Annotated in this window: 21 protein-coding genes and 2 pseudogenes; 8 read left to right on the top strand and 15 right to left on the bottom strand. The window is 62.5% G+C overall.

Annotation, left to right across the window (positions count from 1 at the left end; genetic code table 11):
• Positions 1-122: 122 nt before the first annotated feature.
• Positions 123-401 carry a DUF4031 domain-containing protein gene (locus FJ979_RS31380; RefSeq protein ID WP_140584613.1) on the bottom strand — a complete coding sequence of 93 codons (279 nt, stop codon included), beginning with the start codon at positions 399-401 and terminating at the stop codon, positions 123-125.
• Positions 402-566: 165 nt separating this feature from the next.
• Complete coding sequence (locus FJ979_RS31385) at positions 567-1394, bottom strand: cell envelope integrity EipB family protein (protein WP_140584614.1); 828 nt, start codon at positions 1392-1394, stop codon at positions 567-569.
• 138 nt (positions 1395-1532) lie between these two features.
• Here FJ979_RS31385 and FJ979_RS31390 point away from each other — a divergent pair, with 138 nt between their 5' ends.
• The 4 genes from FJ979_RS31390 (at position 1533) to FJ979_RS31405 (ending at position 4600) form a co-directional block, all read left to right on the top strand.
• Complete coding sequence (locus FJ979_RS31390; RefSeq protein WP_140515352.1) at positions 1533-1997, top strand: RidA family protein; 465 nt, start codon at positions 1533-1535, stop codon at positions 1995-1997.
• Positions 1998-2008: 11 nt separating this feature from the next.
• Positions 2009-2737, top strand: a complete 729-nt coding sequence (locus FJ979_RS31395; RefSeq protein WP_140515351.1) for a glycerophosphodiester phosphodiesterase — start codon at positions 2009-2011, stop codon at positions 2735-2737.
• Positions 2738-2792: 55 nt separating this feature from the next.
• Positions 2793-4007: a GNAT family N-acetyltransferase gene (locus FJ979_RS31400; RefSeq protein WP_140498717.1), complete on the top strand. Its 1215-nt coding sequence runs from the start codon at positions 2793-2795 to the stop codon at positions 4005-4007.
• Between the two features lie 158 nt (positions 4008-4165).
• Positions 4166-4600, top strand: a complete 435-nt coding sequence (locus FJ979_RS31405) for an HIT family protein (protein ID WP_140498719.1) — start codon at positions 4166-4168, stop codon at positions 4598-4600.
• Between the two features lie 199 nt (positions 4601-4799).
• Here the strand turns inward: FJ979_RS31405 and FJ979_RS31410 are convergent, their stop codons facing one another.
• Positions 4800-5441: a chloramphenicol phosphotransferase gene (locus tag FJ979_RS31410; RefSeq protein ID WP_140584615.1), complete on the bottom strand. Its 642-nt coding sequence runs from the start codon at positions 5439-5441 to the stop codon at positions 4800-4802.
• Between the two features lie 115 nt (positions 5442-5556).
• Here FJ979_RS31410 and FJ979_RS31415 point away from each other — a divergent pair.
• Together FJ979_RS31415 and FJ979_RS32780 are read left to right on the top strand one after the other, a co-directional pair.
• A pseudogene (locus FJ979_RS31415) lies at positions 5557-6021 on the top strand (response regulator); the annotation flags it as partial.
• Between the two features lie 26 nt (positions 6022-6047).
• A pseudogene (locus FJ979_RS32780) lies at positions 6048-6344 on the top strand (hypothetical protein); the annotation flags it as partial.
• 59 nt (positions 6345-6403) lie between these two features.
• Here the strand turns inward: FJ979_RS32780 and clpA are convergent.
• The 3 genes from clpA to FJ979_RS31430 form a co-directional block, all read right to left on the bottom strand.
• The gene (gene clpA / locus FJ979_RS31420; RefSeq protein ID WP_140525247.1) at positions 6404-8872 is read right to left on the bottom strand and encodes an ATP-dependent Clp protease ATP-binding subunit ClpA; all 2469 of its coding nucleotides are present in this window, start codon (positions 8870-8872) and stop codon (positions 6404-6406) included.
• 6 nt (positions 8873-8878) lie between these two features.
• On the bottom strand, positions 8879-9208 hold the full coding sequence (gene clpS, locus FJ979_RS31425; protein WP_027051901.1) for an ATP-dependent Clp protease adapter ClpS: 330 nt from the start codon (positions 9206-9208) through the stop codon (positions 8879-8881).
• Positions 9209-9478: 270 nt separating this feature from the next.
• Positions 9479-9808, bottom strand: coding sequence for a phasin family protein (locus FJ979_RS31430; RefSeq protein ID WP_140498728.1), 330 nt, complete (start codon positions 9806-9808; stop codon positions 9479-9481).
• Positions 9809-10091: 283 nt separating this feature from the next.
• Here FJ979_RS31430 and FJ979_RS31435 point away from each other — a divergent pair, with 283 nt between their 5' ends.
• On the top strand, positions 10092-11525 hold the full coding sequence (locus FJ979_RS31435) for a D-alanyl-D-alanine carboxypeptidase (RefSeq protein ID WP_140584616.1): 1434 nt from the start codon (positions 10092-10094) through the stop codon (positions 11523-11525).
• A 47-nt stretch (positions 11526-11572) separates the two neighbouring features.
• Here FJ979_RS31435 and FJ979_RS31440 read toward each other — a convergent pair whose 3' ends face one another.
• The 3 genes from FJ979_RS31440 to FJ979_RS31450 all read right to left on the bottom strand — a co-directional run bounded on the left by FJ979_RS31440 (position 11573) and on the right by FJ979_RS31450 (position 14557).
• Positions 11573-12271, bottom strand: coding sequence for a DnaJ domain-containing protein (locus FJ979_RS31440; protein ID WP_181168628.1), 699 nt, complete (start codon positions 12269-12271; stop codon positions 11573-11575).
• 375 nt (positions 12272-12646) lie between these two features.
• The gene (locus tag FJ979_RS31445; protein ID WP_140498734.1) at positions 12647-13084 is read right to left on the bottom strand and encodes a DUF1489 family protein; all 438 of its coding nucleotides are present in this window, start codon (positions 13082-13084) and stop codon (positions 12647-12649) included.
• A gap of 69 nt (positions 13085-13153) precedes the next feature.
• On the bottom strand, positions 13154-14557 hold the full coding sequence (locus FJ979_RS31450; RefSeq protein ID WP_140584617.1) for an L-serine ammonia-lyase: 1404 nt from the start codon (positions 14555-14557) through the stop codon (positions 13154-13156).
• A 174-nt stretch (positions 14558-14731) separates the two neighbouring features.
• Between FJ979_RS31450 and FJ979_RS31455 the strand changes: the two genes are divergently transcribed.
• Positions 14732-15475: a DUF599 domain-containing protein gene (locus tag FJ979_RS31455; protein WP_140498738.1), complete on the top strand. Its 744-nt coding sequence runs from the start codon at positions 14732-14734 to the stop codon at positions 15473-15475.
• On the opposite strand, the gene FJ979_RS31460 is transcribed toward FJ979_RS31455, so the two are convergent.
• From FJ979_RS31460 to FJ979_RS31485, 6 genes are all read right to left on the bottom strand, one after another.
• A complete protein-coding gene (locus FJ979_RS31460; protein WP_140584618.1) occupies positions 15424-16221 on the bottom strand; it encodes a YdcF family protein in 798 nt (265 codons plus the stop codon). The genes FJ979_RS31455 and FJ979_RS31460 overlap by 52 nt on opposite strands.
• Before the next feature lie 27 nt (positions 16222-16248).
• Complete coding sequence (locus tag FJ979_RS31465) at positions 16249-17814, bottom strand: amidase family protein (RefSeq protein ID WP_140584619.1); 1566 nt, start codon at positions 17812-17814, stop codon at positions 16249-16251.
• Entirely contained in the window at positions 17814-18272 is a 459-nt protein-coding gene (locus tag FJ979_RS31470; protein WP_140564509.1) for a GNAT family N-acetyltransferase, read from the bottom strand. The genes FJ979_RS31465 and FJ979_RS31470 overlap by 1 nt, the downstream gene beginning before the upstream one ends.
• 7 nt (positions 18273-18279) lie before the next feature.
• Positions 18280-18567, bottom strand: a complete 288-nt coding sequence (gatC, locus tag FJ979_RS31475) for an Asp-tRNA(Asn)/Glu-tRNA(Gln) amidotransferase subunit GatC (RefSeq protein ID WP_140498745.1) — start codon at positions 18565-18567, stop codon at positions 18280-18282.
• Positions 18568-18655: 88 nt separating this feature from the next.
• A complete protein-coding gene (locus FJ979_RS31480; protein WP_140584620.1) occupies positions 18656-19072 on the bottom strand; it encodes a hypothetical protein in 417 nt (138 codons plus the stop codon).
• Between the two features lie 20 nt (positions 19073-19092).
• Positions 19093-19788 carry a metal-dependent hydrolase gene (locus FJ979_RS31485; protein WP_140498750.1) on the bottom strand — a complete coding sequence of 232 codons (696 nt, stop codon included), beginning with the start codon at positions 19786-19788 and terminating at the stop codon, positions 19093-19095.
• Between the last annotated feature and the right edge of the window lie 34 nt (positions 19789-19822).

Genomic DNA, 19822 nt, shown 5'->3' on the forward strand with positions numbered 1-19822 from the left:
TGAACCGCTTCGACGCCAAAACAGAAGCGGACAGATCATGTGCTACCAAACCGGACAACTTGATTAGCTACCGACAGCGCAACGACGCATTGCGGTGCGCCTGCGGCGATCCGCGCGTGCCCTCAACGCTTTATCTTACCCTTTGGCACCCTCACCCGCCGGAAGATCGCGACGATCTCCTCGCGGCTGCACTCGATGGCGCCGAGCCGCACCGCGCGGTCGCGCTCGAAACCGGTTATGTCATAATGCGGCGCCGATGTCTTCGGCGGCCCCTGGTAGGATGAGCGCTTGATACCGAGTTGCGTGGCGAAACGATGCAGTTCATCGGTGTCGTCGGCCATCAGATGGCACCAGCGATGGCCAACCCATTTCCAGATCGCCGCGTCGACATAGACCGCCATGAGGCTCGCCGCATTCCTTCTTTCGCCGACAGGTGCCCGCGACGAGCGATGATAGAAGGGATTCGCACAGAAGATGAAGCGGCCGGCGGCCTCGAGAAGATGAGAAGCCGCCTCGGCGCCGTCAAGCCGTGGACACGACGGCGCTGCGTCGAGGCAAATCGGAGCTTATTTCGTCGGGCAGGCCTTCGTCTGGTCGAACAGCGACAGATTGACCAGCTTGCCGGTCATGGAGAAATCGCCATAGTCCATGGTTAGATCGCGGGTGATGCCGTTCTGGTGCAGCTTGAAGCTGATCCGGAATTCCGGCGTTTCTTCTCCGTTCCTGGCACTGTCGTCGAAATAGGCGATGTCGACCGGCCAGTATTTGTCGGTGGCAAGCTTGGCCAGCGCCGGTGCTTCCGGATCGGCCTTGTCGGCATCGGTCCTCTTGCCGACGACGACGGTGGTGGACATCACCTTGTTGGCGTCCTCGGAGCCGTCGAACAGATTGGTTTGATAGAAGTTTTCACCTTTCTCGGCCTTGTCTATCAATTCGACCAGATGCTGGGTCGGAAACTGGGTGGCGGCAAGTTCCAGGCTGCTCTTCTCGGGCTTGTCGATGTCGACCTTTAGCCCTTGCGTTTCCTTCGTGGCGACACCCTTGACCTCCTTGTCGAGGTTCTGGTCGACGAAGGATTTGGTCACGAACGAGAAGGTCTTGCCTTCGGCGTCTTCGAACGTCGTCGTCTGCTGGTCGGTCAGCTTGGTGTTGTCGCTGGTGGCAATCTGGGTGACAAAGCGGAATTTCACCGTATAGCCTTCGCAGGCCGAGCCGTTGAATTCATAGACCATGCGGCCGGTAATGCCGGTGATCCCGGAGCGGTCGTCCGCCTTCTTGAGCGTAAGGTCGTAAACGGCGCGATGCGCCTGCAGCGCCGGCACGGCGAAAGCGGGACCTATCGAAAAGACCGCCGACAACAGGACGGCATGGAATACAAGGCGCGTTGCGCGCATGAGAGGCTCCGATCATCGCGGCTGATGGCAGGCCGCAGGGAAAGATGGTCCAGCTTAAAAAAAGTCGTGGCGGAAGCGAGGCAAAAATAGCAATTTCGGCCCGGCCGGCGCGGCACCTTCCAGCAATAGGGAAAAGCAATGAGTGAAACAATCGAAAAGCGGCTAAGCGACCTCGGGGTCACCATTCCCGCGGCCGCGGCGCCTGCCGCCAACTACGTGCCCTATTGCAGGACCGGAAACCTGCTTTTCACCGCCGGACAGTTGCCGCTCAAGGACGGCAAGCTGCAGGCGAGCGGACTGCTTGGCCTGGACGTCGACACAGCAACCGGCAAGGAAGCGGCAAAATACTGCGCGATCAACATTCTGGCGCAGGCCAAGGCGGCACTTGGCGATCTCGAGAAGATACGCCGGCTGGTCAAGATCACCGTCTTCGTCGCCTCGGCGCCGGATTTCCTCGAGCAGCATCTGGTCGCAAACGGCGCCTCCGATTTCCTGGTGGCGGCGCTCGGCGAGCGCGGCAAGCATGCCCGTTCCGCCGTCGGCACGGCTTCGCTGCCGCTTAATGCCGCGGTGGAAATCGAAGCGATCTTCGAAGTCGAGTGAGCGAGCCTGACATGACCGACCTTTCCTGGCTGATTGCCCGGCCTGTCGCCCATCGCGGCTTTCACGACATGAACAAGACGCGCTGGGAAAACACCCTCTCCGCCTTTGCCGCCGCGGCCGAACGCGGCTATGCCATCGAATGCGACGTGCACCTGTCGTCGGACGGAGTTCCCGTCATTATCCATGATGGCGACTTGCAGCGGCTGACTGGGCACGACGGTTTCGTCTGGCAGCGCACGGCGGCCGAACTGGCAGCGCTCAAGGTCGGCGGCACGTCTGATCATGTGCCGACGCTGCGCGAGGCGCTCGATCTGATCGACGGGCGGGTGCCGCTGGTGGTCGAACTAAAAGGCGTGGCTGGATACGACAATGGCCTTGTGGCGAGCGTCGGTAGGCTGCTCAAGCGCTACAAAGGCAAGGTGGCGATCATGTCGTTCGACCACTGGCTGATCCGCGATTTCGCCAGGGATGCGCCGGGCATCCCGGCTGGATTGACCGCCTATGGCAAGGACGACAGGCTGATCGAAGCGCATTTCGCCATGCTGGCGCATCAGATCGCCTTCACCTCCTACGCAGCGGGCGACCTGCCGAATCCATTCGTCAGCTTTGTCCGTGAACGGCTCAAAATGCCGGTCATCACCTGGACGGTGCATGACCAGCCGGCGGTCGATCTTACATTCAAATATGCGGACCAGATGACGTTCGAAGGGTTCGAGCCCGATCTGGTCAAGGTCGCTTGATATGGGTGCCTAGAACGTGACTTGTAGCGGTCCGGATGGAGCTTAAATAAGCCTCATGGATCAGGGCGACGACGGCGACGGGCAAACGGTTGATGCGGAGTATGCGATCCGCATTGCGGCGGGCATCGGCGCCTTCACCTGCGAAGAGTGGGACGGTTTCGCCGGGACCACGCGCAGTGATGCCGAAAACGGTTATAACCCCCTCGTTTCATATGCTTTCCTGAGCGCACTCGAGGATTCCGGCTGCGCCGTGCGGCGCACTGGCTGGCAAGGTCATCATCTCAGGCTGGAGAATGGTCAAGGCACGCTGCTCGGCGCGGTCCCTTGCTATCTCAAGTCACACAGCCAGGGCGAATATGTGTTCGATCACGGCTGGTCGGATGCCTTCGAGCGCGCCGGCGGCCGTTATTATCCCAAGCTGCAATGCTCGGTACCGTTCACGCCGGTCACCGGCCCTCGCCTGCTGGTGAGCAGGGGCCAGCATTCCGGCACCGTCAAGGCCGGGCTCGCCGCGGGATTGAAGGCAGTGGCGGAAAAGCTCGGCGTCTCTTCCGCGCATGTCACCTTCGCGCAGGAGAGCGACGTGGACGTGCTGGAGGCGGCGGGCTTCCTGCATCGCACCGACCAGCAGTTCCACTTCGTCAACGAGGGCTTCTCGACCTATGACGATTTCCTCGCCACGCTCGCCTCCCGCAAGCGCAAGGCCATGAAGAAGGAGCGCCGCGAGGCGCTTGCCGACGGCATCTCCATCGACTGGCTTACCGGCAAGGACCTTACAGAACGGGCCTGGGACGATTTCTTCGCCTTCTACATGGACACCGGCAGCCGCAAATGGGGCCGGCCCTATCTGAACCGGGAATTCTTCTCGCTGATCGGCGATCGGATGCCCGATGACATCCTGCTGGTGATGGCCAGGCGCAACGGCCGCTACATTGCCGGCGCTATCAACTTCATCGGTTCCGATGCGCTCTACGGCCGCAACTGGGGCTGCATCGAGGATCATCCGTTCCTGCATTTCGAGGTCTGCTATCACCAGGCCATCGACTTCGCCATCGAACGCAAGCTCAAGGTGGTCGAGGCGGGCGCACAGGGCGAACACAAGCTGGCGCGAGGCTACCGGCCGGTGACCATGCATTCCGCGCATTACATCGCCCATCCCGGCCTGCGCAACGCCGTCGCCGATTATCTCAGGCGCGAACGGCGCGAGGTTGAACGCATGGGCGAATACCTGGAAGAGCACACACCGTTCCGCAAAGATCTCGAGGAGTAGGCCCATCCTGCAGGGCAGGAGCATATGTCAGGTTCGGCATCCCTGGGTTGGCAGTGCACGCCTGTCGAGATCGGCTTCATCGATCTCGCCCGATCGTCTTGCCGCTCACGAGAGGCTTCGCTACACCAATTAGCGAGGCACAATCCGGAGCGTTCGCCATGGCCGAAACCGCCTATGACACCGACAACATCTTTGCCAAGATCCTGCGCGGTGAAATTCCCTCGCACCGCGTCTACGAGGACGAAGCGGTCGTTGCCTTCATGGATGTGATGCCGCAGGGAACGGGCCATACGCTGGTGGTGCCGAAGGCGCCGTCGCGCAATCTGCTCGACGCCGATCCGGCAACGTTCGGCCCGCTTTTCACGGTCGTGCAGAAGGTGGCGCTCGCCGTCCGCGAGGCATTCAAGGCCGATGGTGTCACCGTGATGCAGTTCAACGAGCCGGCTTCCGGGCAGACCGTCTATCACCTTCACGTCCACGTCATTCCGCGCTTCGAAGGCATCGCGCTGAAGCCGCATACGGGCCAGATGGAGAAACCCGAGGTGCTGGCCGAGAATGCCGGCCGGATAAAGGCGGCCATGCCACTATCCTGACGCCTGGCTTTCAGTGGTTCCCAGCAGCTGCGGCCGTCTGGGAAGGTTACGCGGTTGCGCATCGAAAATCATGGATCCGAGCCGCCGGGACATCAGCGTGATCGCCATTCCGCCGAGCACATCAATCAGATTATGCCCGCCGTAGATGAGGAGCGGGCCGCGCGGCTGAGATTCATTCTCATCGCCGCTGAGCGCGCGATCAGGACAGCTTGTTTGCGGAGAACGCCAAAAGCCTCTCAAACGCCGTCGGAGGCTCTACATTTTGCCTGAGCCGCCCGCGGATCGCATCCGCACATTGTGCCGGCGTCAGCAGCGATGTGTCCACTTCCAGATCATACACGCCAGGCCGGTGTACCTCCTCCTGCCACAGACGCACCGCCAACGGTACAGGGTCGTCAGGCGATCCCGTCACATATCCCCTCCCCGCCGGACTGTCGGCGCGCCTCTGCATGATGATTTCGATCGGGCAGCGGACACCGACAAACAGAACCGGCAGGCCTGCGAGGCGCCGGGCGCAATCGACAAGGCAATCAAGGGGTCGCGAATAGCTGTCGTGATGACCGAGATCGGCCACGACATTCAACCCCACTCGGCTGTGGGCGGCGATCGATTCGTAGAGCGCGGCGTAGAACCTCGGCACGAGACCCTCGATATCCGGGCGCTCGCCGCCGGGCCGCAAACCTATCCCCGGGCGACAGCGCAGCGGCGTGACCTGCTCATAGGTGTCGACCCCCAGGTTCATCCATGGGCCCTCGAAGCTCTCCTGAACTGCCTGGACGATGCTCGATTTCCCCGATCGCGGTGCGCCGTTGAGGATGATGATCTGGCCTGGTCCGGACATAAAATTCCCCATCCCATGGAAATGAACGCACGCAGCCATCTGGCGAACGGCTGTTGTTCGCAATGCTGCTGTAATCCTGACGGATGACAAGGCACCGGCGAGACGTGGACGTGCAATGCGGGTTCTGTTGATCGAGGACGAAAGAGAAATGGCTGACGCGCTCACCAGGGCGCTTGGCAAACAAGGCGTCGTTGTCGATCACACCATGCTGCTTGGCGATGCTATCGAACTGTCGTGCCAGCACGTCTATGAGGGCAATCCTGCTCGACCGAACATTGCCGGATGGAGAGGGACTGAGCTTCATTCCCAGGCTGCGGGCGGCAGGTGTCGATGCGCCGGTAATCGTCCTGACGGCCCGCAACGAGCCGAAAGAGCGCATTGAGGGGCTCGATGCCGGCACCGACGACTATCTGGGCAAACCCTTCCTGATCGATGAACTGATGGCGCGGCTGCGGGCGGTGTTGCGCAGGAGCCGCGGATTACCGTTGGCATGGTCACCATCGACCCGCTGAATTTCAGCGTGACGGTCGGGTCCAGCTCCGTCGATATACCGAGACGCGAACTGTCCGTCCTGCTCGCCTGGCAAGCGGCGCGGAAAGACCGTCATCCGAGATCGGCGATGCGTACAGTCTGGGCGCTACTTTCGGAAACGACTTTTCGCGCATGCTCGTCACCGGCAAGGCGCCGTCGGGATTGCATATCTCGATACCGTCAGGCCAACGCATAAAATCGTTCCTCGGCGGCAAGCCGAAATACGCGGCCTGCGAGGTCTTTGGCCGCGCGCCCGGCCTGTTCGGCATGGTCGGCGCCAACGTGGGAGCACCACCGTCCTGGACGGACAAATCAGCCAAAACCCGCCCAACGCCGCTTGCTGTCCAGGGGCCGACAGTAGCGCTTCAGTGATCGTCGCTTTGTGCCAATGAAAAAGCCCCGTCTCCGGGGCTTTTTCGAGGGAGTGACTATCAGCTCTTGCGCGGCAGTTGCGGCACCAGGCTGCGCTTGCCACCGTCCTTGCCCTTGGGCTCGGGCTTCTGCGCGACGGCCTTCTTGGCCGCCGGCTTCTTGGCCACTGCCTTGCGCGGCTTGGGGGCGTCTTCCGGTTCTTCCTTCTTGGGCTTCACCGGTGCCTCGTCGGCGAGCGATTCGAGCTTCAGGCCGGTCTCGCCGGTTTCCTTCTTCTCGACGCTGACGCGCACCGTGCCGCCCTTCTTGAGCTTTCCGAACAGCACTTCGTCTGCCAGCGGCTTCTTGATGTGCTCCTGGATCACGCGGCCGAGCGGACGCGCACCCATGCGCTCGTCATAGCCCTTGTCGGCGAGCCAGGCGATCGCATCCGGCGACAGGTCGAAGGTGACGCCACGCTCGGAGAGCTGGGCCTCCAGCTGCATGACGAACTTCTGCACCACCTGATGGATAACCGGCACCGGCAGCGAGCCGAACGGGATGATCGCATCGAGACGATTGCGGAACTCCGGCGTGAACAGCCGGTTGATCGCCTCGACATCGTCGCCTTCGCGCTTGGTCGACCCGAAACCGATCGCCGCGCGCTGCGCATCCGACGCGCCCGCATTGGTGGTCATGATCAGGATCACATTGCGGAAGTCGATCTGCTTGCCGTTGTGGTCGGTCAGCTTGCCATGGTCCATCACCTGCAACAGGATGTTGAACAGGTCCGGATGCGCCTTCTCGACTTCGTCCAGCAGCAGCACGCAATGCGGATGCTGGTCGACGCCGTCGGTCAAAAGGCCGCCCTGATCGAAACCGACATAGCCGGGAGGCGCGCCGATCAACCGAGAGACCGTGTGGCGTTCCATATATTCCGACATGTCGAAACGGATCAGCTCGACGCCGAGCGAAGCGGCCAATTGCTTGGCGACTTCGGTCTTGCCGACGCCGGTCGGACCCGAGAACAGATAGGAGCCGATCGGCTTCTCCGGTTCGCGCAGGCCGGCACGCGCCAGCTTGATCGCCGAGGTCAGCGCGGTGATCGCAGTGTCCTGGCCGTAGACGACGCGCTTCAGCTCGATGTCGAGACCCTGCAGCACCTTCTCGTCATCGGCCGAAACAGTCTTCGGCGGGATGCGCGCCATGGTGGCGATCGTCGCTTCGATCTCCTTGATGCCGATGGTCTTCTTGCGCTTGGCCTCCGGCACCAGCATCTGCGAGGCGCCGGTCTCGTCGATCACGTCGATCGCCTTATCCGGCAGCTTGCGGTCGTTGATGTAGCGCGCCGACAGCTCAACCGAAGCCTTGATGGCTTCCGTCGTGTAGCGGACCTTGTGGAACTCCTCGAAATAGGGCTTCAGGCCCTTCATGATCTCGATGGCGTCCTCGATGGTCGGCTCGTTGACGTCGATCTTCTGGAAGCGACGTACGAGCGCGCGGTCCTTCTCAAAGAACTGGCGGAACTCCTTGTAGGTTGTCGAACCGATGCAGCGGATCGCACCCGAAGACAGTGCCGGCTTCAACAGGTTCGACGCATCCATGGCGCCGCCCGACGTCGCGCCGGCGCCAATGACGGTGTGGATCTCGTCGATGAACAGCACAGCGCCCGGATAATCCTCGAGCTCCTTGACGACCTGCTTCAGTCGCTCCTCGAAATCGCCGCGATAGCGCGTGCCGGCCAAAAGCGTGCCCATGTCGAGCGCGAAGATGGTGGCGTTGTGCAAGACTTCCGGAACATCACCCTCGACGATGCGCTTGGCGAGGCCCTCGGCGATCGCCGTCTTGCCGACGCCGGGATCGCCGACATAAAGCGGATTGTTCTTGGAACGGCGGCACAGCACCTGGATGGTGCGGTTGATCTCGGACTCGCGCCCGATCAGCGGATCGATCTTGCCGGCCTTGGCCTTGTTGTTGAGATTGACGCAATAAGCGGTCAGCGCGTCCTGCTGCTGCTTTTTCTTGCCGCCTTCCTCTTGCGGCTCGGCGCCGTTCGCGCCGCCCTGCTCGTCATCGGCGCCACGCGGCGAACGCGTCTCCGACGCGCCGGGACGCTTGGCGATGCCGTGCGAGATGTAGTTGACCGCGTCGTAACGGGTCATCTGCTGTTCCTGCAGGAAATAGGCGGCATGGCTCTCGCGCTCGGCGAAGATGGCGACGAGCACGTTGGCGCCGGAGACCTCTTCGCGGCCGGACGACTGCACATGGATCACCGCGCGCTGAATGACGCGCTGGAAGCCGGCGGTCGGCTTGGAATCCTCGTCATAGCCGGTGACCAGATTGTCGAGTTCGGTGTCGATATAGGTGAGAACAGTGTGCTTCAACTCGTCGAGGTCGACATTGCAGGCGCGCATGACGGCGGCGGCCTCGGTGTCGTCGATCAGGGCGAGCAGCAGATGTTCAAGGGTTGCATATTCATGGTGCCGCTCGTTGGCGAGCGTCAGCGCTTGGTGAAGCGCCTTTTCCAGGCCTTGGGAGAAAGCCGGCATGTTACCTCACTTCTTCTCCATCACGCATTGCAGCGGATGCTGATTCTGTCGGGCGAAATCCATGACCTGGGACACTTTGGTCTCGGCCACCTCGAATGTATAGACCCCGCACTCGCCCACTCCATGATTGTGAACATGAAGCATGATGCGTGTGGCGGCTTCGCGGTCCTTCTGGAAAAAACGCTCCAGCACGTGAACCACGAACTCCATCGGTGTGTAGTCGTCGTTCAGGATGAGGACCCGATAGAGGCTGGGTTTCTTGGTCTTGGTCTTTGTGCGCGTGATGACCGCCGTGCCGCGGCCGGCCTCATTGCCGTCGCCGCTGCCGTTCTGCATCCGTGCCTTGGTGGCAGTCAAACCGATCGTCACGTAATCCTGCCTCTTTCGAATCCTCATGCGAGTTCGACATGTAGGTGTTCGATGGACGATTTTAAGCCCTTCTGGTTAGCTGACAATATGGCTAGGTGCCCAACTTGGCCGATTTTCGCAATCGTGAAGGGGTGCCAGGCCGCTGAACGGAAATAGACATGAAAAAACCCGGCCACGCTGGCGCGGCCGGGCTCTGTCTTGGCCCAATGGGCCCAGATCTCGGTACTGCCGGACGAATTACTTAGCCTTGGCAACGATCGATTCGAACGGCTTGTAGGCTTCCTTGGCGAGTTCGGCATAGAGGTCGCCGATCTTGGTGGCCTCGGCGACGAACGCCTCATAAGACTGCTTGGCATAGTCGGACTGGACCTCGATCGCCTTGTCGAGCGACTTGGCCGAGACAATCTTCTCGAAAGCGGCGCTGCCGGCTTCGAAGCTCTTCTTGGTGTATTCGCCGGCCTCGGCCGCAATTGCCTGCGCGCCCTTGGACAAAGAGGCGAAGCTCTTCAAGCCGGTGTCGGCGAACTCTTTGCCGTATTTGCTGAAGTCCTCATAGGTCTGCGTCATTTCAATTCTCCCTGGACGGTTGATGCGCCCTGCCCCGAGCGCCTTGTGCAATGCACTCGAATATATTGTGCGACGCACAAAAGTCAAGAAATCGCCAGCTTCCGTCCTAGCCGGTGTGGGCAATGGCTAAAATTCGAATAAACAGAGGCTCAAACCACCAGAAAATGGTGAACGCGGCGGTTACCATAAACGGATTGGTAACGCTGCCCCGATAGCTTGCCCGGAAGTGAGGCAGGATCCCTTTGCCGCCTCCAGCGCAACAAGAAATTCAAAGGAACTATCAGTGCGTCAGGCGTTGTCGGGCATCGTTTCCAAATCCGCGTCCCCTTTCAAAACGGTCATGATCATCGCCGTGGCGATGACCATCGTCGTTGCAGGTGCGGCCTCGTCGCTCGCCGCGAAGTCCGCAGCCATCGTGGTCGACGCCAAGACCGGCAAGGTGCTCTACTCCTCGGATGCCAACGCCCGGCGTTACCCCGCCTCGCTCACCAAGATGATGACGCTTTATTTGACTTTCGAGGCTCTGGCCAAGGGCAAGATCAGCCGGAACTCGCCGGTCGTCTTCTCGGCTCATGCCGCGGCAGAGCCGCCGACGAAGCTCGGTGTGAAGCCGGGCGGTTCGGTCGCGGTCGAGATCGCCATCCTGTCGATGGTGACCAAATCGGCCAATGATTCGGCGACCGCGCTCGGCGAAATGCTCGGCGGCAACGAGACCAATTTCGCCCGCATGATGACTGCCAAGGCGCGGCAGCTCGGTATGAACGGCACCGTCTTCCGCAACGCCAACGGCCTGCCCGATCCCGGCCAGTTCACCACTGCGCGCGACATGGCAACGCTCGGCATCGCGCTGCGCGAACATTTCCCGCAATATTACGGCTATTTCTCGCAGCGCTCCTTTCTCTATGGCCGCCAGCGCATCAACGGCCACAACCGCCTGCTTGGACGCATCAAGGGCGTCGACGGCATCAAGACCGGTTACACCCGCGCTTCGGGCTTCAACCTGGTTTCATCGGTTTCGGACGGCAACCGTCGCATTGTCGGCGTGGTCATGGGCGGCACCTCGGGCAGCAGCCGCGACAATCAGATGGCGGCCCTGATCAACACCTATCTGCCGCGGGCATCGACCCGAGGCGGCGGCGATCTGGTCGCCAAGGCCGATAGCGGCAACCCGGTGACGGCATTGGCCAAGGTGCTGTTGCCCAAGCACGACGCACCGACTCCGGATGAGAAGCCGATGGCGGTGGCCAGCGCCGATGACGCGGACGAGGCCGTTGCCGACGACGCGACGGTAGCCCAGGGCGACAGCGAGGACGCCGACGATAACGCAGCCGAAGAAACCAAAGTGGTTGTTCCGGCAAAGAAGGTGAAGACGGTTATCGTCTCCGCCCCCAAGGTCGCCACGGCACAGGTGGTGTCCGCTTATGCCGAGCCCGCGCCGGCCGTCGACCCGGTCAATACCGCGTCGGTGCCGTCGGGTTGGGCCATTCAGGTCGCCTCGTCGCCGAAACAGTCCGAAGCCCAGGCCTTCCTCGACAAGACCACCAAGCAGGCGCCCAAGGTGCTGGCAGATGCCTCCGGCTTCACCGTCGCCTTCGACAAGGACGGCGTCACGTACTACCGCGCCCGCTTCGGCGGCTTCGGTTCCAAGACCGCGGCCTGGAAGGCCTGCACCGCCCTCAAGAAGAAGAAAATCGAGTGCTACGCCGTCCAGCAGTAGGGACGGCGTAGAAGATATCTCCCGGAAAATTTCTGCGTCGAAGGAGACTAGTTGTGATTGGAGAGCAAGACGTCCTTGGCTTCGTTGATCCGCGCCGCCAGGAAAGACGTGCCGCCGATATCGGGGTGCAGGCGTTGCATCAGGCGGCGGTGCGCCTTGCGGACATCCGCCGCGGCGGCCCCCGCTTCAAGACCAAGGACCTTGTAGGCCTCCTCCTTAGTCATGGCGCCCGGACCTGGCGCAATACCCAGCCCTTCGCCACTGTGCGCCTCAGCGTTTTTGCGCCAGACGGGAAATCTGCCGTCAAGATACGTCTCTAGCAGTTGCCGGCTCTCCGGGTCACCGGAGAGTTCGCGAAACAGCTGCAGCAATTCGGCTTTGCCCATCGCACCAAGCATCTTGCCTTCATGGCGGCCTGCCAGGACAAGGCCTTCAAGGCCTCCTGTATCGTGATCGAGGTCCATTTCCAGCGCCGCCGTGCGTACGGTCGAGCGTCTCCGCGCCGGCATCACGGCTCGCCGGTTCAGCCGCATCGAGCCGTACCAGGCGATCGCTGCGAGCAGGATGATGCCGCCGAGACCGCCGCGCCCGACCAGCAGCACGGCGCCGCCGACCAATGCCAGCAAAACCGGCCCAACCTTCCTCATGTCGCCTGCCAGCCTGCTCGGGTCGGCCCGCACGAAAGCCGTTGCCAGGCCCATCAGCACCAGCAGCAATGCGACGACAGCGATGATCGCGCCTATCATATTCCACTGCCCCGTGAATGCCCGGCGATCGGCCGGTTTTCCAGACTATTCCTGAACACGAGCATGCCGCCACCGGGTGTTATTTCTGCGCCGCAATCATGACCTTGCGCGACACATGGTCCGCATCCCACCACGCCGCGGCGCGATGTGGTCGGTGCGAGTGCGTCAGATATCGAAACCGGATGGTTCCTATCGCTCATGATTTTCAAGATGTGGCGTTGTCGCGACGCTTGCAAGTCCAACGGACAGCAACATTGAGGGCCAGCAACCGCAGTCCGCCTATACGGGCCGACCATGCCGCCAGATTGCCCCGGAGCAAGCCAACTGGCTGCTCGGAGCAAGCCAATGGGCTGCTCGGAACAAGCCGATAGTGATTTAGAGCAGGCCGAGATCGGCGAGCTCGCGCCGGAGTTTCGGCGGCATTTCGACCTGCCCCGGCTTGCCCTTGCCGAGATCGGCGGGTGCATCCGATGGCTTTAGATAGCGCCAGCCCTGAAAGGCGCGGCGCGGCTGCCAGTCGGTGCGCACCACTTGCGGATCCAGCATCAGATGGCAGCGGCCGATGCCCTCGTCATCGGTGAATGGCCGGATCTCGGTGATCAACTGCCGGCATTGCACACTTCCCTTGATCACCCAGTAGAGCGAGCCACCGTCGGTAACCTCATCGGCGCGCGTCGGCACCATGCGGGTGGTGTGCCAATGCTCGGCCGGTTCGCCGGCACGGCGCCGCTCGTCGAGGCGGAACGCGATCCATTCTTCGAGATCCTCGACGCTGTCGCAGCCGACGCAGAGCTTTAGGAGGTTGAGAGCCATTGCCCAAGATTTAATCCGTCGCACGGATGCGTCAACGGCCTGAGCAAGTTCTCCACAGTGCCAGCGGGCTCAACACTCCACCACATTGACCGCCAGCCCGCCGAGGCTGGTCTCCTTGTACTTCTCGTTCATGTCGAGGCCGGTCTGGCGCATCGTCTCGATCGCCGCATCCAGCGGCACGAAATGGGTGCCGTCGCCTTTGATGGCAAGCGAGGCGGCCGTCACCGCCTTGACCGCGCCCAGCGCGTTGCGCTCGATGCAAGGCACCTGCACCAGCCCGCCGACCGGATCGCAGGTCATGCCCAGATGGTGCTCCAGCGCGATCTCGGCGGCATTCTCGACCTGTTCGGGCGTGCCGCCCATGACGGCGCACAGGCCGGCCGCCGCCATGGCCGAAGCGGAGCCGACCTCGCCCTGGCAGCCGACCTCGGCGCCGGAGATGGACGCATTGGACTTGATGATGCCGCCAACGGCGGCTGCCGTGAGCAGGAAATCGCGAATGCTGGGCTGGTCGGCCTCGGGATGGAAATGCAGCCAGTAGCGCAGTACTGCCGGCAGCGTGCCGGCCGCGCCGTTGGTCGGCGCGGTGACGACGCGCCCGCCGGCCGCATTCTCCTCGTTGACGGCCATGGCATAGATCGACAGCCAGTCATTGGCGAGCAGCGGATTGGGCCGGTTCTGCTGCCACTGCTCCTGCAGCTTGTCGTGCAATTGCCTGGCCCGGCGGCGCACCTTCAGCCCGCCCGGCATGATGCCGTCCTGCGACAGGCCGCGCTCGATGCAACTCTTCATGGCACCCCAGATGGCGTCGAGGCCGGCGTCGAGCTCATCGCGCGACATTTGTGTTTCCTCGTTGACCCGCTTCATCTCGGCAATGGAAAGGCCGCTCTTGCCAGCCATCTTCAGCATCTCGAGGGCGTTCTTGAAGGGATAAGGGACTTTTTTGCCTTCGGTCGTTACCGAACCCTTGGCTTTCATGCGCTGCAGCTCTTCTTCCGAAACCACGAAGCCGCCGCCGATCGAATAATAGATGCGCTTGAGCAGCAGGCGGTCGCCGGCATCATACGCATAAAACGCCATGCCGTTGGCGTGGCCGGTGAGCGGCGTCTTGCGGTCGAGCACCAGGTCGCCGGCCGGATCGAAACGGTAGGAGGGGTGGCCGGGCGGTGAAATCAGCTTGTCGGCGGTGATGCGAGCGACAATGCCGTCCGCCTGGTCAGGGTCGACCGTCTGCGGCGTCTGCCCGGCAAGGCCGAGAATGACGGCACGGTCACTGCCATGGCCGATGCCGGTATAGGCGAGCGAGCCGTGCAGGCTGGCGCCGATGCGAGCAACCTTGGCGCCGGCCGGACGCGGCCAGTCGTCTCCGGCGACCTCGTCGAGGAAACGGCGGGCGGCCGTCATCGGTCCCATCGTGTGCGAACTCGATGGTCCGATGCCGATCTTGAACAGGTCGAAAACCGAAAGGAACACGCGCCACAATCTCCCGAAGCCGCTCTGGGACTACATATAGGAACTCCTGCGATGTTTCCGCTGTTTTGAACGGCGCGGCGCAGCGCCTGCCGACCTTGTTTGCTCCGGCAGCGACATATCCGTCGCTGCCGCGGACGATCGAAGCAATCGCACTGGATGTGATAGGTTCCGCCAATGGGCGATTCCCTCGATCTTTCGACAGCCGATCTCGCGGCGTTGGCGTTCTTCCTCATTGCGTGGGTTTTGCATACGCTCGCCTCGGACGGTGTGCTGGTCAGCCGCATGTCCCTGACAACGGCGATGAATGCGCAGCGGCAAGCCTGGATGCACCGGATGGCCGAGCGTGAGATCCGCATCGTCGACACAGCCATCATGGGTGGCCTGCAGCAAGGCACCGCCTTCTTCGCCTCCAGCTCCCTGATCGCGCTTGGCGGCTGCTTTGCCTTGCTCGGTGCCTCCGACCGCGTCCTCGAGGTGTTGAGCACCCTGCCTCTGGGCGGCGCCCCGTCGCGCCCGGCTTTTCAGATCAAGGTGCTGGGACTGGTGCTGATCCTGGCGTTTTCGTTCTTCAAGTTCGGCTGGGCCTACCGTCTTTTCAACTATTGCTCGATCCTGATCGGTGCTGTGCCGATCCCACATGGCGAAGCCTCGCGCAACCCGGTCACCGAAACGGCGGTGTGGAGGGCGGCGCAGATGAACATGCTGGCAGGCAAGCATTTTAATTCCGGCCTGCGCGGCGTGTTCTTTTCGATCGGCTATCTCGGCTGGTTCGTCGATCCGGTGGTGTTCGTGCTGTCGACGCTTCTGCTCCTGGCCGTTCTGGTGCGGCGCCAGTTCTTCTCGGCGGCGCGCCGCGCCGTGATCGGTCAGCCGCCTGGTGCGGGAAAAGGCCGATCGATGCGGCCGGACAGCCAATAGGCGAACAGCCCTATCCATTCGCGGATCGCCATGGTGGCCGCCTGCAGCGCATCGGCCGGATTGTCGCGGAACAGGCCGATGCCTTCGCGTCCCGACGTTCGATAGTCGACCGGCCACGGGACGGTCGCGAAGCCGGCCTTGTCGAACAGCGCCTTGGCGCGCGGCATATGGTAGGCCGAGGTGACCAGCAGCCAGATTTCGCCCGGCTTCGGCGCTATCAAGGCGTTCGTGAAGACGGCATTCTCATAGGTGTTGCGAGATTTGCCCTCGAGGATCAGGCGCTCCGGCGCCACGCCGAGCGCGCCAAGCAGGCGCGGCGCGGTGGCGGCATCGCCCTCGCCTTCGAGGAACAATTCGCCATTGCCGCCAGAGACGACCACCTTGGCATCGGGAAAGCGCCGCGCCAGCACGGCCGTCTCGACCATCCGGTCGCCGCCGCTGTTCAGCTCATAACCGCCGCGCACCAGATTGATGCCGCCCTCGAAGCCGCCGCCGAGCACGACGATGCCATCGACTTTTTGCGGCAGCGGCGGGCGCGGAAAGCGTTCCTCCAGCGGGTTGAGCAGCAATGCGCCGAGCGAGGTCCAGGCCGAAAGCGCCAGAACCAAAAACGCCAGCACGCCGCCGGTGGCTGCCAGCCGCGGGCGGCCGAAAAATGCCGAGACCAGCCCCGCCAGCAGCAGGAAGATCGTCAGGTTGAGCGGCTGGATAAAGAACCAGAAGATTTTCGAAAGATAAAAGAACATCCCTCACCCCTTAGATGAGAAACGATCCTACCACCACTTCTCCGGCTGGAACGTTCCGGCCGCCTGCTCGATGACGGCAGCGGTCTGGAACAGCGTCTCTTCTTCGAACGGCCTGCCGATCAGTTGCAGGCCGAGCGGCAAGCCCTTGGGGTCTAGGCCGGCGGGCACCGCAATGCCCGGCAGGCCCGCCATGTTCACGGTGACGGTGAAGATGTCGTTCAGGTACATCTTCACCGGATCGGAAGCCATGTCCTCGTCTGCAATGCCGAAGGCGGCAGATGGCGTCGCCGGTGTCAGGATGACATCAACGCCGGCGGCAAAGACGTTCTCGAAGTCCCGCTTGATCAGATTGCGCACCTTCTGCGCCTGCAGATAGTAGGCGTCGTAATAGCCCGCCGACAGCACATAGGTGCCGATCATGATCCGGCGCTTGACCTCGCGGCCAAAGCCGGCGGCGCGGGTCTTCTCATACATCTCGACGATGTCCTTGCCCGGCACGCGAAGGCCGTAGCGGACGCCGTCATAGCGCGCAAGGTTGGACGAGGCTTCGGCGGGCGCCACGATGTAATAGGCCGGTAGCGCGTATTTGGTGTGCGGCAAGGAGATGTCGACGATCTCGGCGCCGGCATCCCTGAGCCAGGCAATGCCCTTCTGCCAAAGGGCCTCGATCTCCTCCGGCATGCCGTCGACGCGGTATTCCCGGGGAATCCCAACCTTCATGCCCTTGATCGGCTTGCCGATCGCCGCCTCGTAGTCCGGCACCGGCCGGTCCACCGAGGTCGTATCCTTCGGATCGACGGAGGCCATCGATCTGAGCAGGATCGCGGCATCGCGCACGTCGCGCGCGATCGGCCCGGCCTGGTCGAGCGACGAGGCGAAGGCGACGATACCCCAGCGCGAGCAGCGGCCATAGGTCGGCTTGATGCCGACCGTGCCGGTGAACGCGGCCGGCTGGCGGATCGAGCCGCCAGTGTCGGTGGCCGTGGCGCCCGCGCACAGGAAAGCCGAGACGGCGGAGGCCGAGCCGCCCGACGAGCCACCCGGCACCAGCTGCGCATTGTCCAGGGTGCGCGCGGTCCTGGTGCCGCCGGCCGAAACGAAGCCGCCATCGCCCTGATGCGTGGTCGGCATCACCATCGCATCGACGCGCGAACGCCGCCACGGGTTGACCACCGGCCCGTAATAGGACGTCTCGTTGGACGAGCCCATGGCGAACTCGTCCATGTTGAGCTTGCCCAGCATGACCGCCCCGTCAGCCCACAGATTGAAGGTGACGGTCGATTCGTAATGCGGCTTGAAACCGTCGAGCACATGGCTGCAGGCCTGGGTGTGCACGCCCTCGGTGCCGAACAGGTCCTTAATGCCGAGCGGAATGCCTTCCAGCGCACCGCCCTCGCCTTTGACCAGCCTGGCGTCGGAGGCCTTGGCCATGTCGCGCGCCTTGTCGCCGGTCACCACGACGTAGGCGTTGAGCGCCGGATTGGCGCGCTCGATCGCAGCAAGATAGGCGTCGGCGATCTCGGTCGCGGTGATTTCCTTGGCGCGCAGCTTGGCGCGGGCCTGCGAAATCGTCAGTCGGGTCAGGTCGCTCATCAGGCAAGGCTCTTTTCGTAAAACACCGACCACTCGGAATCGGGATAATCCAGCACCGGACCGCAACGCGAGAAGCCGGAACGTTCATAGACAGCCCGGGCGGCAGGATGGCGATCGCCCGTCTCCAGCACCAGACGCTTCAATCCTTCCTCGCGCGCCAGCGCTTCGACACGCTCCACAATCCTGGCGCCGATTTTCTGGCCGCGATGCGTGGGCCGCGTGTACATGCGCTTGACCTCGCCGACGGCGCCGTCATGGCGCTTCAGCGCCCCGCAACCGATTGCAAAACCGTCGTCGCGGGCGACGAAGACCGTGGTGTCCGGGCCGGCCATCTGCTCGACGGTCAGGTGATAGCAGTGTTCCGGCGGCGTCAGTTCGAGCAGCGTCTCGTTGAGCTCCGCGACCAAGCCGCGCACATCGTCCTGCAGCGGCGTCTCGATGGCGATTTCGATGGCCATCGGCCTGTTACTCCACGACCTTCGGCACGAGGAAGAAGTTCTCTTCCGTGGCAGGCGCGTTGGCGACGATGTCGGCAGCCTTGTTGCCGTCGGTGACGACGTCCTGGCGCTTCTTCATCCCCATCGGAGTTACCGAAGTCATCGGCTCGACCCCGGAAACATCGACCTCGTTCAGCTGTTCGACGAAGCCCAGTATGGCATTCAGCTCGCCGGTCATGCGTTCGGCATCTTCCTCGCTCACCGCAATGCGGGCGAGACGCGCGACGCGCTTCACTGTCTTGACGTCAACGGACATGTTTGTGCCTCGGGAAAACCAGCCCCGGCCTATAGCGGCGCCGCGCGCGGCGCGCAACATGTGCATGCCCACAATCGGGCAAATGGCCTCACGGCGGGGCCATGCCCTCGCACAGATAGTAGCTGCCGCTGTTGCCGCTCGCCTCGCTCTCGTCTTCGATGGGCCGGACGGAGACGAGATCGATCTGAGTCGGGCTCATCTGCGTCACCGAGAGCACGTCGGGAAAAACGTAGCCCGGCTCCTGGCAAATGGCCGTCACCGCCCAGCTCGGCGAGCGTGTCGCCTTGCTGATCTGCAAGAACTCGCAATTGTATTCGACCCCTTGCAGGCCATGGGCCGACAGCACGATGTTGCCGGCATCGATCAGCGTCTGCAGGGTGTCTTTCCTGGCCTGTGCGCAGAGCTCCTCGGACTTGAGGTATACCCCTTCAATGAAATCGTCCGCGGCAAGCGCCGGCGACGCCGCAAACAGTATCGAAACGCAAAGAGAGTTCCTCAAGCCCATGGTTTAATTCCGTTTTCAATTTATAGTGTGACCGCCTCGCCGATCCCAGGCACGACGACATTCACGCCCGAACCCTCCATTCCGGCGACGAATTTGTCGGGCGTCTGGTCGAGCAGGCCGAAAGTCGCATAGTGGCATGGCACGGCGACATCGAACTTGAAATAGCGGCGGCAGGCGAGAGCCGCGACAGCACCTCCCATGGTAAAGCGGTCGCCGACCGGCACCAGGCCGATCTTCGGCTCATGCAGCTCGTTGACCAGCGCCATGTCCGAGAAGATGTCGGTATCGCCCATGTGATAGAGCGTCTTGTCGTCCTGGAAATGCAGGACCAGCCCGCAGGGATTACCCATATAGATGCCGTCCCCATAGGACGAGGAATGCAATGCCTGGACAAAAGTCGTCGTGAACGGGCCGCAGTCCACCGTGCCACCGGTGTTGCCCTGGTTGATATTGTTCTGGTCGACGCCCTGGCCGCCGAGATAGCCGCAGACCTCGGGATTGGCGACCAGCATCGCTCCGGTCTTCTTGAGGATCTCCAGCGCATCGCCGACATGGTCTCCGTGACCATGCGTCAAAAGCACGTGGGTGACACCTTCGGCTGGGCCTTCCCAACTTTTCTTCCAAAGCGGATTGCCGCTCAGGAACGGGTCCATCAGGATGCTTGCGCCCGCCACCTCGATCTTGAAGGCGGATTGTCCGTACCAAGTGAGTTTCATCAGCGAGTTCCTCGATTTTTGTTCCGTCGGAGGA

It is taken from the genome of Mesorhizobium sp. B1-1-6 (assembly GCF_006443035.1).
Lineage (GTDB): Bacteria > Pseudomonadota > Alphaproteobacteria > Rhizobiales > Rhizobiaceae > Mesorhizobium.